This is a genomic window from Leucobacter massiliensis (assembly GCF_002982315.1).
Lineage (GTDB): Bacteria > Actinomycetota > Actinomycetes > Actinomycetales > Microbacteriaceae > Leucobacter > Leucobacter massiliensis.
The window spans coordinates 800,404-813,042 of record NZ_MWZD01000017.1; the positions used below are offsets into that span (position 1 = coordinate 800,404).

The window sequence follows — 12,639 nt, forward strand, 5'->3', positions numbered from 1 at the left end:
CGCGCCTCTCGTATCGTGGTCACGCAGCGAAGACGAGAGAGGACGCGATGACCCAGCAGCACAGACCCGAGCAGACCGCACCCGAGGGCACCCGGCTCGGCGAGCTGTGGCGCATCCTGCCCGAGGAGTCCGGACGCATCGCCACGGCCGCGGGCGGAGAGCTCGCCATCGGCGGCGTCGGCGTCACCGAGCTCGCGGAGCGCTACGGCACCCCACTGCACGTCATCGACGAGGCCGGACTGCGGCGGCAGATCCGCCGCTTCGTGGACGGGATCCGTGAACGCTGGCCGAACTCCGAAGTGCTCTTCGCCTCGAAGTCGCTGCCCGCCGTCGGCATGTACCGCGTCGCACAAGACGAGGGGCTCTCCGTCGATGTCGCAGGCGGAGGGGAACTGGTGCTCGCGCTCGCCGCCGGCGTCGACCCCGCGCGGCTGCACTTCCACGGCAACGCCAAGACCGTCGCGGAGCTGCGCCTGGCGCTCGACGCGGGGATCGGCACGATCATCGTCGACAACGAGGACGAGCTCGACCGTCTCGCACGGCTCCTCGACCGGCGGCAGAAGCTGCTGCTCCGGGTGATCCCGGGCGTCGAGGCCGACACCCACGCCTCGCAGGCCACCGGCGGCGCCCGCTCCAAGTTCGGGCTGCCGATGGACCAGGCCGCGCGCGCGATCGAGCGCATGCGGGCGCACCCGCTGATGGACTTCGAGGGCGTCCACCTGCACATCGGCTCCCAGATCCTCAACACCCACCAGTTCACACGGGCCGTCGAGAACATCTCGACCGTGGGCGACTTCCCCGTCTACGACGTGGGCGGCGGGCTCGGCGTCGCCTACAGCTACGACGACGCGGCGCCCTCGGTCGACGCGTACCTCGACGCGATCGTCGCTGCTGCGCGAGCGCATCTGCCCGCGGAGGCGAAGATCATGATCGAGCCCGGCCGCTCGGTGGTCGCGCGGGCCGGTGTCACCCTCTACCGGGTGGTGTCGGTGAAGCGCACGGGTGACGTCTTCGTCGCCGTCGACGGCGGCATGGCCGATCAGCTCGACGTGGCGCTCACCGGGCAGCGGTACGAGGCGGTGCTCGCGAACCGGCTCGACGAACCGTGGGACGAGCGCGCGCAGCTGGTCGGCCGCCAGTGCGAATCGGGGGACCTGCTCGTCGACGGCGCGCCGATGCCGCCCGCCCGCGTCGGCGACCTGGTGGTCATGGCCGCCACGGGCGCGTACTCCTACACGCTCGCGAACAACTACAACGGCGCGCTGAAGCCCGCGATCGTCTTCGTGCGCGACGGCGAGGCGCGCCTCGTCGCCCGGCGGGAACGCTACGAGGACCTCCTCGCCACCCAATCACCCGCCCTGGAGCCCTGAACCGGAGGCCTCGTCCTGCCCGGATCCGGCCCGGTGTGCCTGGATCCGGCTCGGTCTGCCCGGATCCGGCCCGGTGTGCCTGGATCCGGCTCGGTCTGCCTGGATCCGGCTCGGTCTGCCCGGACTCGCGTAGCGTGAACTCGGACAAACCGGGGCAGATTCTCGCTCAGCGGGCTGCGAGGCGGCTCACGAGGGCCGTGAGCGCCTCGCTCGTGCCGCCCTCGATGCGCAGCCGCACCGAGTCGCGGCCGTCGATCGCGGTCGGTCCGCGGTTGATGACGGCGAGCGGGATGCCGCGCCGTTCGGCGCGGTGCACGAGCCGCATGCCGGTGTTCACCGCAAGGGAGGTCCCCGCGACGAGCAGGCCGGCAGCCCCCGCCACGATGCGCTCGGCGTGCGCGAAGACGCGCTGCGGCACCACCTCGCCGAAGTAGACGACGTCCGGCCGCAGCATGCCACCGCACGCGGGGCACACCGGCACCCGCACGCCCGTCGTGTCGGTGACCGCCGCGTCGCCGTCGGGCGTGATCTCGGCATCGGCCCAGCGCTCCGCGAAGCCCGGGTTCGCGACGTCGAACCAGCGCAGCACCTCCTCGCGCGAGAAGCGGTGGTCGAGGGGGATGCAGCGGATCACGGCGCCGTTGCCGTGCAGCTCAGCCAGGTTGACGCTGCCCGCGCGGGCGTGCAGGCCGTCGACGTTCTGCGTGATGACGCCGCTGAGGTAGCCGTCGCGCTCGAGCTCGGCCGCCGCCCGGTGCCCCGCGTTCGGCTGCACCGGGGCGAGACGATCGGCGCCCGCGCGCGCGCCGGCCCAGAAGCGGCGCCGGTAGGCCTCGTCGCGCGTGAACTGGTCGATGCTCATGGGCGTGCGGGGCGGCGTTCCCGCCCCGCGGTAGTCGGGTATGCCGGAATCGGTGCTCACGCCCGCCCCGGTGAGCAGCGCCAGCGGACCGTCTGCGAAGAGCCCCGCGAGCCCCGCGATCTCGTCCGCCCCGATCCCGTCCGCCGCGCCGGCCGCCTCGTTCCGTCCCGCTCCGTCAGCCACCTGCGCCATGCCGCCCTCCCGCCGTTCCGCCTCCCCCGAATCTACGCCACCGGGGTGTGGCGCGGTGGCGGATAGGATCGACACCATGACCAGCGCGCGCGAACAGCTCATCGAACTCATCACCTCTGAGGCCGTCTTCCACGGTGACTTCACGCTGACGAGCGGCAAGAAGGCCACGTACTACATCGACCTGCGCAAGCTCTCGCTCGACCACCGCGCCGCCCCCCTCATCGGGCAGGTGATGCTCGACCTCATCGACGACATCGACGGCGTCGTGGCCGTCGGGGGGCTGACGATGGGCGCCGATCCTATCGCCTCCGCGATCATGCACCAGGGCGTCGCTCGCGGCAAGGTGTACGACTCCTTCGTGGTGCGCAAGGAGCCGAAGGATCACGGCCGCGGGCGCCAGGTCGAGGGGCCGGATCTCGCCGGCAAGCGCGTGGTGGTCGTCGAGGACACCTCCACGACCGGCGGATCCCCGCTCCAGGCCATCGAGGCGCTGCAGAAGGTCGGAGCCGAGGTCGCGGCGGTGGCCGTGGTGGTGGACCGGCAGGCGCCCGCCAAGGAGCGCATCGAGGCGGCCGGATACGAGTACCGCTTCGCGATCGGCCTCGACGACCTCGGCCTGCAGCCGCAGTGAGGCGTCCGGAGCGCGAATCCGCTTGACAATGAACGCACGGTCTTGCTTAACTGTGCGTTATGCATGACACCATCCGTACCCAGTCCGCCGTCGAGGTGAACTTTGGGCAGACCGGCATGATGATGGCCGGTCACGGTGTCATGAGCTGTCGAATGTGCATGTGAACGAATCCAGGATCTCGTTCCGCCCGTCGCCCGCATGAGCGACCTCCGCGGCCCCGTCGAACGCACCGGGGCCCGCATCCCGCGAGTCTCCCGGCCGTCTGTCGGCCGCCTCGCACCGCACCCCGCGATCCCGCGGATCGCACACCGCTCGCCGAGTCTCACCTCCCGTGTCACCGGGCCCTCGGCGCACTCGACAGCACAGAGGACATCATCATGAACACCACCGCTCAGACCCTCCGCACCGCACGCCCCGATCTCGCCGCCGCGCTGCCCCCGCAGGCCGCACCCGAGCGGAACGTGCCGGAGGGAACCGAGGTGCGCGGCTTCGCGCTCTACGTCGGGCTCGCCGACGACAAGATCGCCGAGGGAGACCCCAAGCTCGGCGCAATCGTCACCCGCATCAAGCAGCTCGTCGCCGAGCTCGCCCCGGCCGCCGAGACCTACGCCGCCGTCGCCCTCGCGCCGGAGGGCACCGGCGGCCGCGACGTCGACGTCGTGCGCCTCGCGCTCGGGGACCCCGCCGCCCACGCGCGCCAGAAGCAGCACGAGGCCGAGACCGAAGACCGCGCGGTCAGCGGCGTGATCCTCGACCTCTCGCGCAAGCGGGTGCTCCTCGACAACGTGCCGGCTGCGCTCACCTTCCGGGAGTTCGAGCTGCTGCAGTACCTGGTGCTCCGCGAGGGACGCACCATCAGCCGCGAGGAGCTCATCACCGGGCTGTGGGGCGACGCGCCCGCGGAGGAGGTGCCGAGCGAGCGCACCATCGACGTGCACATCCGCCGGCTGCGGGTGAAGCTCGCCCAGTACCAGGACATCGTGCGCACCGTACGGGGCACCGGATACCGCTTCGACCGCCACGCAGACGTCTCCATCCACTACACCTCGGGTCCCAGCCCCGACGCGTTCTGAGCGGGCCGGGCCGGCACCGGCTCGTGCCGCGCCGCTCGCCGCGCTTTCGCGCGCCGCGCCGCTGCTGTAACGTCGTACCAGATCCAAGTTTGCAGAGGAGATCGACATGACCACGTTGCCCCCTGAGGGACAGGACGGCCGGCCCACCGGCGGCGACACCCCCGCGGCGCCCCAGCAGCCCGCGGCACCGCAGACGCCCGGCGCGGCTCCGCAGCCGCCCGCGGCTCCGCAGCCTCCCCAGTACCAGCCGCCGCAGCAGCCCGCGCCGCCGCAGTACCAGCCGCCGGTGCCGCCGCAGCAGCCGCAGTACCAGGCCCCGCCCGCGGGCGGGCAGGCTCCGCCGCCCGGGGGCTACCAGCAGCCGCAGGCCGGATACGCGCAGCCGCCCGTGGTGAACCCGATCGGCAACCTCCAGCTCAACTACTGGCTGTCGGTGTTCTTCAGCTGGCTGCCCGCGCTGATCTTCTTCCTGATCGACAAGGACAAGGGAGACCAGCGGCTCCGCGCCCTGCACGCCGCGAACCTGAACTTCGCCCTGCTGCGGATCATGGCGGTCTTCGCCGGCTACATCCTGGCGGCGATCTTCGCGTTCATCCCGTACGTCGGCCCGCTGATCGGCGGTCTGCTCATCGCGGCCGTCTGGATCGTGCCCTTCGTGTTCCACATCATCGCCGCGACGCGCGTCGCGCAGGCGTACCAGAACGGGCAGACCGACCCGTTCATCGTGAACCTGCCGATGATCAAGTAGCGAGTGGCGCATGCGAAACGGCTCGGGCTCCGGCCCGGGCCGTTTCTGCGTCCGCTCACCGTTCCGGAGCGTATCCCCCCGAACGCCGGCCCGAGGGCGCCCGGCGTTCGCGGACCGCTCGGCGCGCCCTCCGCTCCGCCCCGCGCGCCCTCCGAGCCGAACGCCAGCGGTTCCACCGCTCCCAGAACGCCGCGAGCGCGCGCCGCAGCCAGCCGAGCAGGCGCCGCGCCCAGTGGTGCTCGGTGCCCAGGATCGTGAGCCCGAGGAACACGACGAGCCAGCCCGGTCCCGGGAGCGGTACGAGCACGAGTCCGAGCACCACCACGAGGGCCCCGAGCACCGTGACGAGCACCCGGTAGGCCGAGTCGAGCCACGGCCTGCGGCGGATCACGGCGCGCCACCGCTCCGCGAAGCGGCCGAACCCCCGGCCCAGCCGCCGCGCGCGCTCGGCGTCGCCCGCGTACGGATCGCTCATGCCTCGATCGTAAGCGGAGCTGCTGGCAGTCCGCCGAGCTTCGACGCTCCGCTCCGCCAGGCCAGGCCAGGCCAGGCCAGACCAGGCGCGGCCTTGCCCGGCCGAACCTGGCCTTGCGCGGCCGAACCTGGCCTTGCCCGGCCCTGTCTTTCCCGGCTCCGCCGGACCGCTCAGCGCACCCGCAGGGCGCCCGGAAGGATCCGCGCGTCGATCTCGACCACGGCGCCCACCTCGTCGCCGTCGAGCTCGAAGACGAGCGGTGCGGGCAGCGCCACCCGAACCCTGCCGGCACGCAGGTAGGCCGTCGACCCCGAGCTCTGCGCCTGCTCCGCGCCCGTGATCAGCCGCTTCAGCCCGTTGTCCCACATCACGTTCTTCATCGTGCCGAGCCACGCGGCCGGATCGTCCGCTCGCAGCACCAGCAGATCGAGCTGCCCGTCGTCGGGCGCAGCATCGGGGAGCAGGGTGATGCCGCCCATGAGGCTCCCGCAGTTCGCGATCAGCACCGTGTGCGCGCGCTCGGCGAGCGGCTCGGCGTCGTCGAGGCGCAGCGCGAACTCGACGACCTCCGCGCCCACGGCCGCCCGCCCGAGCGACTCCACGTATGCGAGCCAGCCCGTGCGCGCCTTGAGCTCGTCATCGGTTTCGACGATCATCTGCGCATCGATGCCGAACCCCGCCATCACGACGAAACCGTGCCGCTCCTCGCGGCCGTCCGCGGTGCGCAAGTCCACCACGCCCAGGTCGAGCGGGGCCGAGGCGCCAGCCAGCACCCGGGCGAATGCGGCGCGGGTGTCCCCGACCGGCACCCCGAGGTTGCGCGCGAGCAGGTTGCCGGTGCCGAGCGGCAGGATCCCGAGCTCGGCGGCGGGAACCCCCGTGCTTCCGAGCGCCTCGGCGACGACGCGCACCGTCCCGTCCCCGCCGGCGGCGACGACGACCCCGCAGCCCTGGGCAATGGCCTCGGCCGTCTGCCCCATCCCCGGATCCTCCACGGTCGTGGGAAACCACAGGCACTCGGGGGGCGCGTCACCCGCCGACACCGAGCGCTCCACGGCTTCGGCGACGTCGGCCCGCAGCTCCTCCTCGCCGACCTTGCTCGGGTTCCAGACGATGCCGATCGTGCCGCTCATGGGCCCAGCGTAGCGGCAGCGGGGTCACAGCGCGGACAGCAGCCCCTTCCAGTGCGCGCGCCACTCCTCGATGCGCTCTCCGCTCGCGAGACCGTCCTGGCTCACCGCGAGCACCGTCGTGCCGCCGTTCGGCGTGGCCGGCACCTCGCGCCCGCACGGCGACGGCACACCGTGACGCGCGGCCGGATGGTTGAATGGCTCCATGACCGCACTGCGAGGGGACCGACCGGAGGCGGGCGGCGCACGCCGCGAGCGGGACGCCGCCGGGGAGCCGGAGACGGGGCGCGAGGCTTCGGCCCGCGAGTCGCGCCGATACGTGGAGCACGTCTCCTCCCAGCACCGGGCCGCGGGCATCGACGACGCGGAGGCGATCGCTCCCGGCGTGCGCAGCCCGCAGGAATACCGCGTCGACCTGGAGCGCATCCGCTTCTCCTCCTACTTCGCCCGCCTCTCCGACGTCACCCAGGTCGTTCCCCAGTCCGGCGTGGGACCCGTGATGCACAACCGCCTCACCCACTCGCTGAAGGTCAGCGCCGTGGCGCGGGTGATCGCGGCGCAGCTCGCGGGGCACGCCGCCCGGCACGCCGCGCACCTCCAGCGGGAGCTCCCGGAGGACGACGAGACCGGGGCCGTGATCGCGCGGCTCGGCGGCTGCGACACGATCGTCGCCCAGGCGGCCGCGCACGCGCACGATCTGGGTCATCCGCCCTTCGGGCACCTGGGCGAGCGGGTGCTCGACCGCGTGGCGCGCCAGCGTCTCGGCCTCGCGGAGGGCTTCGAGGGGAATGCGCAGAGCTTCCGGATCCTCACCCGGCTCGACACGCTGGGGCGCGACTTCCCCGGGCTCAACCTCACGGCCGCCACCCGGGCCGCGACCCTCAAGTACCCCTGGACCCGTGCCGAGTGGATCGGCGTGACCGAGGAGCGCGTCGGCGCCTCCGAGCGTCCGCGCGGCGTGGGCACCGATCCCGTCGAGGGTGCCGAGAAGTTCTCCGCCTACGCGCTGGAGGCAGCCGAGATGGAGCGGGTGCTCGCGGCGTTCCCCCACATCGCCCGCGGCCGCCAGACCGTGGAGTGCGCCGTCATGGACCTCGCCGACGACATCGCCTACGCGGTGCACGACCTGGACGACTTCACGCGCGCGGGCGTGCTGCAGCGCTCGGCGGTCTCCGGCGAGCTGCGGGCCTGGCTGGAGCACGCCGGGGCCTTCGGGGTCGAGGACCTCGCCGAGCTCGCTGCGGCCTGGCGCTCGCCCGGGCGCTCCCTCGAACTGCTGTGGCGGCGTCTGAGCGTGAAGGACGCCTGGATCGCGGATCGTGAGGCCTTCGCCTCCGCGGTGCGGCGGGTCAGCGAGGAGGTGGGGGAGTCACTGCTCGCGGCCCCCTACGACGGCGGCATCGACAGCGAGCGGGCCGTGTCGAGCTTCACACGCCGGTGGATCGAGCACCTGCGCACCTCGATCGTCGTGGAGGAGCACCCGAATGTGCGCGGCGGCCACGTGCGCCTCGACCAGCAGGCCTGGCACGAGGTGATGGTGCTGAAGTTCGTCCACGCCCACTTCGTGCTCGAGCGTCCGGAGCTGGGGCAGACGCAGCGCGGTCAGGCGCGCGTGGTCGAGGAGCTGGCGCTCGGCTTCGATGCCTGGCTGAGCGATCCGGTGGATGCGGGTCGCGCGCCGCGCCGGCTCCTCGAATGGGTGGAGGAGGCGACGGAGGCCGGCTTCGCGCTGCGCGGTGAGCGCCCCGAGCTGCTGATCGGGGACACGAGCGAGGCGGGGCTGCGCCGTCAGGGCCGCGCCCGGGCGATCCTCGACTACGTCGCCTCCCTCAGCGACCAGCAGGCCGTCACCACGCACCGCAACCTCACCGGCGCCGCCTGACGCCCCCGCGGCGCGGGCCGGGCGGCGTCAGCCGCGCACCTCGAAGGTACGGGCTCGGTCCCAGGGGCGCTCCCAGCCGAGCTGCTCGAAGAGCGTCGCGAGCAGGATCCCCGTGAACCCCCACACGATGTGGCCGCCGAGGCGGGGCGAGAGCCGGAATGCGGCCCCGCGGTGCGTGAAACCCGCCCGGCTGAGCACCGAGGTGCCGCGGGCGGCTGGATCGAGCAGCTCCGCCACGGGCACCCGGAAGACCTCGACGGACTCGGCGTGATCGGCCGCGACGGCGCTCGGCAGCCGCCACCAGCCGACCACCGGAGTGACGAGGTTGTTGCTCACGGGGATGTGCACCTCTGGCAGCGCGCCCAGCACCTCGACCCCCGCGGGGTCGAGCCCCGTCTCCTCCTCGGCCTCGCGCAGCGCGGTCGCGGCGGGTCCTGAGTCCCCGGCTTCGGCGCCTCCCCCGGGGAAGGCGATCTGCCCGGCGTGGTGGCGCATGCGGTCGGCGCGGCGCGTCAGCAGCACGTCGAGCTCGGGTGAGACGGTGGGCGCTGCGGCGCTGGCGGGCAACCGGTCGAGCGCGCCGAACAGGATCAGCACCGCCGAGCGCCGCCGGGGCGTCACGGCGAGGGGGCCCTGGGGCGGAATGTCGAGCAGCGCGCCGCGGCGCATCAGCTCGCGGAGATCCTGCTCCGCCGACGGCCGCTCCATGCTCCCTCGATCCCGACTCCGGTGTCCCGAGTCCAGTATGCCGTCTCGCTGCGCGCGCCGCTCAGCTCTCCAGCAACAGCTCCGAGATCCCCTCGGGCACGCGCTGCGATCGCGCCCACGGCTCGCGGTCCCGGCGCTCGACCCGCTTCGCCCGGTGCGTCTCCTCGGCGCGCGCCTGCGTGAGCACCGCGATCACGGCGGCCCGCTCCGCGGCGCTCACCCCGCGGGTGACGAAGCGGATGTCCTCGCCGCGGAGCGTGTCGTCGGCCGTGCCGAGCTCCTCGCGCTTCGCGGCGTCGCGCTGGGCGGCGTCGGGCGGCAGCGGCGTCTCGTTCTCGCTCATGGTGCCTTTCGCTTCCGATGCTCTCTGGTGCGGCTCGCCCCGGGGGCGGCGAGCGGTGACGGTTCCGGATCGCGGCCGCGATCCGATCCCGGACCGCGAACGCGCCGCCCGGCTACAGCGGAATGTTGCCGTGCTTCTTCGCGGGCAGCTCCTCGCGCTTGCCGCGCAGGCCGCGCAGCGCCTTGATGATCGCGAGGCGCGTCCCGGCGGGCTCCAGCACGTTGTCGAGTTCGCCGCGCTCCGCCGCGAGGAAGGGGCTCGACACCTCTGCCGTGTACTTCGCCGTGAGCTCGGCGCGCAGCGCCTCGACGTCCTCGCCGCGCTCGGCCGCCGCGGCCAGTTCCTTGCGGTAGAGGATGTTCACCGCGCCGGCGCCGCCCATCACCGCGATCTCCGCGGTGGGCCAGGCGATGTTGAAGTCGGCGCCCATCTGCTTGGACCCCATCACGATGTAGGCGCCGCCGTAGGCCTTGCGCGTGATGATCGTGACGAGCGGCACGGTCGCCTCGGCGTAGGCGTAGAGCAGCTTCGCACCGCGGCGGATCACGCCCTGGAACTCCTGATCGGTGCCGGGCAGGTAACCCGGCACGTCGACGAGCGTGACGATCGGGATCGAGAACGCGTCGCAGAAGCGCACGAAGCGGGCGGCCTTCTCGCTCGCGTCGATGTTCAGGGTGCCGGCCATCTGCGCCGGCTGGTTGGCGACGATGCCGACGGTGCGCCCCTCGACCCGGCCGAAGCCGATGAGCATGTTCGGGGCGAACAGCGGCTGCACCTCGAGGAAGTCGCCGCCGTCGAGGATCGCCTCGACGATGGTGCGCATGTCGTAGGGCTGGTTGGGGCTGTCGGGGATGATGGTGTTGAGCTTGCGATCCGCGTCGGTGATCTCGAGCGCGGTGTCGCTGTCGTAGACGGGGGCCTCGGCGAGGTTGTTGTCCGGCAGGTAGCTGATGAGGGTGCGCGCGTAGTCGAGGGCGTCGAGCTCGTCGCTCGCGAGGTAGTGCGAGACGCCGCTGGTCTTGTTGTGGGTGAGCGCGCCGCCCAGCTCCTCGAAGCCGACCTCCTCGCCGGTGACGGTCTTGATCACGTCGGGGCCGGTCACGAACATGTGGCTCGTCTTGTCGACCATGATGACGAAGTCGGTGAGCGCGGGGGAGTAGACGGCGCCGCCGGCCGAGGGGCCCATGACGATCGAGATCTGCGGGATGACGCCCGAACAGGCGGTGTTGAGGCGGAAGATGTTCGCGTACTTCGAGAGCGCGACGACGCCCTCCTGGATGCGCGCGCCGCCCGAGTCGAGGATGCCGAGGATCGGAGCGCCCGTCTTCAGCGCGAACTCCATCGCCTTCACGATCTTCTCGCCGGCGACCTCGCCGAGCGAGCCGCCGAAGGTGGTGAAGTCCTGCGAGAACACGACGACCTGGCGGCCGTGGATGGTGCCGGCGCCGGTCACCACCGAGTCGCCGAAGGGGCGGCTGTGCTCCATGCCGAAGCCGTGGGTGCGGTGCTTGACGTACTTGTCGAATTCGACGAAGGAGCCCGGGTCGAGCAGCGCCGCGATGCGCTCACGAGCGGTCATCTTGCCGCGCGGATGCTGCTTCGCGGCGGCGGCGGCGTCGCGGTCGCCCACGGCCTCCTGATACTTGCGGCGATGGTCGGCGATGCGGCCCGCGGTGGTCGCGAGCTGCTCGGCCGCCGGTCCCGAGGCGTTGTCTCCAGTCACGCATGCCAGCCTAGCGCGGCGCACATGCGGAGGGCTGCAGTGACCCTCCAACGGAAGCCGGGAAGCTTGGTGGGGATCCTCCTGCTGCCGGGGAGCTACCGGGGAGCTGCCGGGGAGCTACTGGGGAGCCGCCGGGGAGCGGCCGGGCTGCAGTAGCGTGAGGGGATGGAACTGCCCCGCACCCGCGAACTCCTGCCCCGCGTGATCTGGCGCGACAGCTCGCCCTCGACGAACGGTGAACTGCGCGAGCTGGCGGCCGAGCACGACGCCGCGGGAACCCCGCTGCCCCACGGCACCCTCCTCGCGACCGCCGAGCAGACCGCCGGCCGGGGCCGGCTCGACCGCGGCTGGGTGATGCCGCCCGGCACGGCGGTGGCGACATCCGTGCTGGTGCGGGGCTTCGGCGGGGGGGGGGGGGGGGGGGGTGGGCCTTTTACAACTCTGGCCGCGGCGGCCGTCAGCAGGTTGTGGGGTGCCGTTGCGGGGCCTAGTGATCACAAAAAAAAACAAGTGTAGTGGCCCGCCCAGGCCCCCCCGCGGCTGGGGGCGGGGCCGCCCTGGGACCCCGTCTCCCTCGGCGCGCGCGAGCACGGCGGGGGGCCACTTCACGCCCACGCGCAGCCCCTCTTCGGCGAGGGCCTGCGCGTGGGCGTGAAGTGGCCGAACGACGTGCACGTGCGCGACGAGGAAGACGCGGTCGCGGGGCGGCCCGGCCGCAAGCTGTGCGGGATCCTGTGCGAGATGATCGACCCCGGCGCGGTGATCGTGGGGGCGGGAATCAACCTGCTCATCCCCGAGTGGGAGCTGCCGACCGAGCGCGCGGCCTCCCTGCTCTCGGCGGGGGCGCGGATCGGGGGCGATCCCGATTCGGCGGAACCGCCCACGCTCTCCGATCCGGTGGGCCGGGCACTGGCGGACCGCGTGATCGCGGCCTACGCCGCAGAGCTGCTGCGGCTGGTCGAGCTTGCCGCGGAGGATCCCGCGGCGGCCCGCGCTCGCGCCGCACGGCGCTCGCTCACGCTCCGCACGGAGGTGCGCGTGCACCTGCCAGGCGGCGACATCGTCGACGGCAGGGCCCGGGAGCTCGCCGCGGACGGCGCTCTCCTCGTCGAGCTGCCGACGGGCGGCGTGCTCACGGTCTCCGCGGGCGACGTCGAGCACCTGCGCTGAGCGGATCCGCGCCGGCCGGGGAGCGCTCAGGCGTGTCCGTCGACGATCTGCGTGGTCAGCTGCTCCACCTCCGCGTCGGGGAGCTCCACGCCCGCGCGCTGCAGGCGTTCCCGGATCATCTCCGCGATCTGCTCGCGTTCCGCCGTGGGCGCGGTGTCGCGCACCTCGGCGAGGATCGTGGCGACCGTCGCCGTCGGCTCCTCCACCGGCGGCGCGGGATCCGTCGCTCCCGCAGCGCCGTCCTGTGCATCGCTCATGGTGTCCCCCGTTCCTGTCCCTCGCCGGGTCGGCCGGCCCGGCGATCCCGGACCTCCGCGCACCCCGGCTCACGC

The 12,639-nt window shown here is 72.9% G+C and carries 15 protein-coding genes; 7 read left to right on the forward strand and 8 right to left on the reverse strand.

Annotated elements, in window-relative coordinates:
• Positions 1–47: 47 nt before the first annotated feature.
• Positions 48–1,370, forward strand: a complete 1,323-nt coding sequence (gene lysA / locus B4915_RS10495; RefSeq protein WP_105805709.1) for a diaminopimelate decarboxylase — start codon at positions 48–50, stop codon at positions 1,368–1,370.
• Positions 1,371–1,536: 166 nt separating this feature from the next.
• On the opposite strand, the gene B4915_RS10500 is transcribed toward lysA, so the two are convergent.
• On the reverse strand, positions 1,537–2,424 hold the full coding sequence (locus B4915_RS10500) for a Sir2 family NAD-dependent protein deacetylase (protein ID WP_105805710.1): 888 nt from the start codon (positions 2,422–2,424) through the stop codon (positions 1,537–1,539).
• A 76-nt stretch (positions 2,425–2,500) separates the two neighbouring features.
• Here B4915_RS10500 and pyrE point away from each other — a divergent pair, with 76 nt between their 5' ends.
• The 3 genes from pyrE (at position 2,501) to B4915_RS10515 (ending at position 4,876) form a co-directional block, all read left to right on the forward strand.
• A complete protein-coding gene (pyrE, locus tag B4915_RS10505; protein ID WP_105805711.1) occupies positions 2,501–3,055 on the forward strand; it encodes an orotate phosphoribosyltransferase in 555 nt (184 codons plus the stop codon).
• 377 nt (positions 3,056–3,432) lie between these two features.
• On the forward strand, positions 3,433–4,128 hold the full coding sequence (locus tag B4915_RS10510; RefSeq protein WP_105805712.1) for a winged helix-turn-helix domain-containing protein: 696 nt from the start codon (positions 3,433–3,435) through the stop codon (positions 4,126–4,128).
• Positions 4,129–4,234: 106 nt separating this feature from the next.
• Complete coding sequence (locus B4915_RS10515) at positions 4,235–4,876, forward strand: DUF4870 domain-containing protein (RefSeq protein ID WP_105805713.1); 642 nt, start codon at positions 4,235–4,237, stop codon at positions 4,874–4,876.
• 55 nt (positions 4,877–4,931) lie between these two features.
• Here the strand turns inward: B4915_RS10515 and B4915_RS10520 are convergent, their stop codons facing one another.
• The 3 genes from B4915_RS10520 to B4915_RS14510 form a co-directional block, all read right to left on the reverse strand.
• The gene (locus B4915_RS10520; protein ID WP_105805714.1) at positions 4,932–5,351 is read right to left on the reverse strand and encodes a TIGR02611 family protein; all 420 of its coding nucleotides are present in this window, start codon (positions 5,349–5,351) and stop codon (positions 4,932–4,934) included.
• Between the two features lie 170 nt (positions 5,352–5,521).
• Positions 5,522–6,484: a diacylglycerol/lipid kinase family protein gene (locus B4915_RS10525; protein ID WP_105805715.1), complete on the reverse strand. Its 963-nt coding sequence runs from the start codon at positions 6,482–6,484 to the stop codon at positions 5,522–5,524.
• A gap of 24 nt (positions 6,485–6,508) precedes the next feature.
• Positions 6,509–6,688: a hypothetical protein gene (locus B4915_RS14510; protein WP_146120077.1), complete on the reverse strand. Its 180-nt coding sequence runs from the start codon at positions 6,686–6,688 to the stop codon at positions 6,509–6,511.
• Between B4915_RS14510 and B4915_RS10530 the strand changes: the two genes are divergently transcribed.
• Positions 6,687–8,363 (forward strand): deoxyguanosinetriphosphate triphosphohydrolase family protein, encoded by a 1,677-nt coding sequence (locus B4915_RS10530; protein ID WP_105805716.1) that lies wholly within the window; start codon positions 6,687–6,689, stop codon positions 8,361–8,363. The two genes, B4915_RS14510 and B4915_RS10530, sit on opposite strands and share 2 nt — an antisense overlap.
• A 27-nt stretch (positions 8,364–8,390) precedes the next feature.
• Here the strand turns inward: B4915_RS10530 and B4915_RS10535 are convergent, their stop codons facing one another.
• The 3 genes from B4915_RS10535 to B4915_RS10545 all read right to left on the reverse strand — a co-directional run bounded on the left by B4915_RS10535 (position 8,391) and on the right by B4915_RS10545 (position 11,137).
• Positions 8,391–9,071 carry an NUDIX hydrolase gene (locus B4915_RS10535; protein WP_105805717.1) on the reverse strand — a complete coding sequence of 227 codons (681 nt, stop codon included), beginning with the start codon at positions 9,069–9,071 and terminating at the stop codon, positions 8,391–8,393.
• 61 nt (positions 9,072–9,132) lie between these two features.
• On the reverse strand, positions 9,133–9,414 hold the full coding sequence (locus B4915_RS10540; RefSeq protein WP_105805718.1) for a hypothetical protein: 282 nt from the start codon (positions 9,412–9,414) through the stop codon (positions 9,133–9,135).
• A gap of 112 nt (positions 9,415–9,526) precedes the next feature.
• Positions 9,527–11,137 (reverse strand): acyl-CoA carboxylase subunit beta, encoded by a 1,611-nt coding sequence (locus tag B4915_RS10545; protein WP_105805719.1) that lies wholly within the window; start codon positions 11,135–11,137, stop codon positions 9,527–9,529.
• 165 nt (positions 11,138–11,302) lie between these two features.
• On the opposite strand from B4915_RS10545, the gene B4915_RS10550 reads away from it, so the two are divergent.
• A complete protein-coding gene (locus B4915_RS10550) occupies positions 11,303–11,653 on the forward strand; it encodes a hypothetical protein (RefSeq protein WP_181158542.1) in 351 nt (116 codons plus the stop codon).
• A gap of 129 nt (positions 11,654–11,782) precedes the next feature.
• Positions 11,783–12,307 (forward strand): biotin--[acetyl-CoA-carboxylase] ligase, encoded by a 525-nt coding sequence (locus tag B4915_RS10555; RefSeq protein WP_245907437.1) that lies wholly within the window; start codon positions 11,783–11,785, stop codon positions 12,305–12,307.
• 26 nt (positions 12,308–12,333) lie between these two features.
• On the opposite strand, the gene B4915_RS10560 is transcribed toward B4915_RS10555, so the two are convergent.
• Positions 12,334–12,564: a hypothetical protein gene (locus tag B4915_RS10560; RefSeq protein ID WP_105805721.1), complete on the reverse strand. Its 231-nt coding sequence runs from the start codon at positions 12,562–12,564 to the stop codon at positions 12,334–12,336.
• Between the last annotated feature and the right edge of the window lie 75 nt (positions 12,565–12,639).

Coding starts and splice junctions, on each gene's coding strand:
- B4915_RS10520 (WP_105805714.1), bottom strand. CDS start 5,351: ATGAGCGATCCGTACGCGGGCGACGCCGAGCGCGCGCGGCGGCTGGGC.
- B4915_RS10525 (WP_105805715.1), bottom strand. CDS start 6,484: ATGAGCGGCACGATCGGCATCGTCTGGAACCCGAGCAAGGTCGGCGAG.
- B4915_RS10515 (WP_105805713.1), top strand. CDS start 4,235: ATGACCACGTTGCCCCCTGAGGGACAGGACGGCCGGCCCACCGGCGGC.
- B4915_RS10530 (WP_105805716.1), top strand. CDS start 6,687: ATGACCGCACTGCGAGGGGACCGACCGGAGGCGGGCGGCGCACGCCGC.
- B4915_RS14510 (WP_146120077.1), bottom strand. CDS start 6,688: ATGGAGCCATTCAACCATCCGGCCGCGCGTCACGGTGTGCCGTCGCCG.
- B4915_RS10535 (WP_105805717.1), bottom strand. CDS start 9,071: ATGGAGCGGCCGTCGGCGGAGCAGGATCTCCGCGAGCTGATGCGCCGC.
- B4915_RS10500 (WP_105805710.1), bottom strand. CDS start 2,424: ATGGCGCAGGTGGCTGACGGAGCGGGACGGAACGAGGCGGCCGGCGCG.
- B4915_RS10560 (WP_105805721.1), bottom strand. CDS start 12,564: ATGAGCGATGCACAGGACGGCGCTGCGGGAGCGACGGATCCCGCGCCG.
- B4915_RS10550 (WP_181158542.1), top strand. CDS start 11,303: ATGGAACTGCCCCGCACCCGCGAACTCCTGCCCCGCGTGATCTGGCGC.
- pyrE (WP_105805711.1), top strand. CDS start 2,501: ATGACCAGCGCGCGCGAACAGCTCATCGAACTCATCACCTCTGAGGCC.
- B4915_RS10510 (WP_105805712.1), top strand. CDS start 3,433: ATGAACACCACCGCTCAGACCCTCCGCACCGCACGCCCCGATCTCGCC.
- B4915_RS10540 (WP_105805718.1), bottom strand. CDS start 9,414: ATGAGCGAGAACGAGACGCCGCTGCCGCCCGACGCCGCCCAGCGCGAC.
- lysA (WP_105805709.1), top strand. CDS start 48: ATGACCCAGCAGCACAGACCCGAGCAGACCGCACCCGAGGGCACCCGG.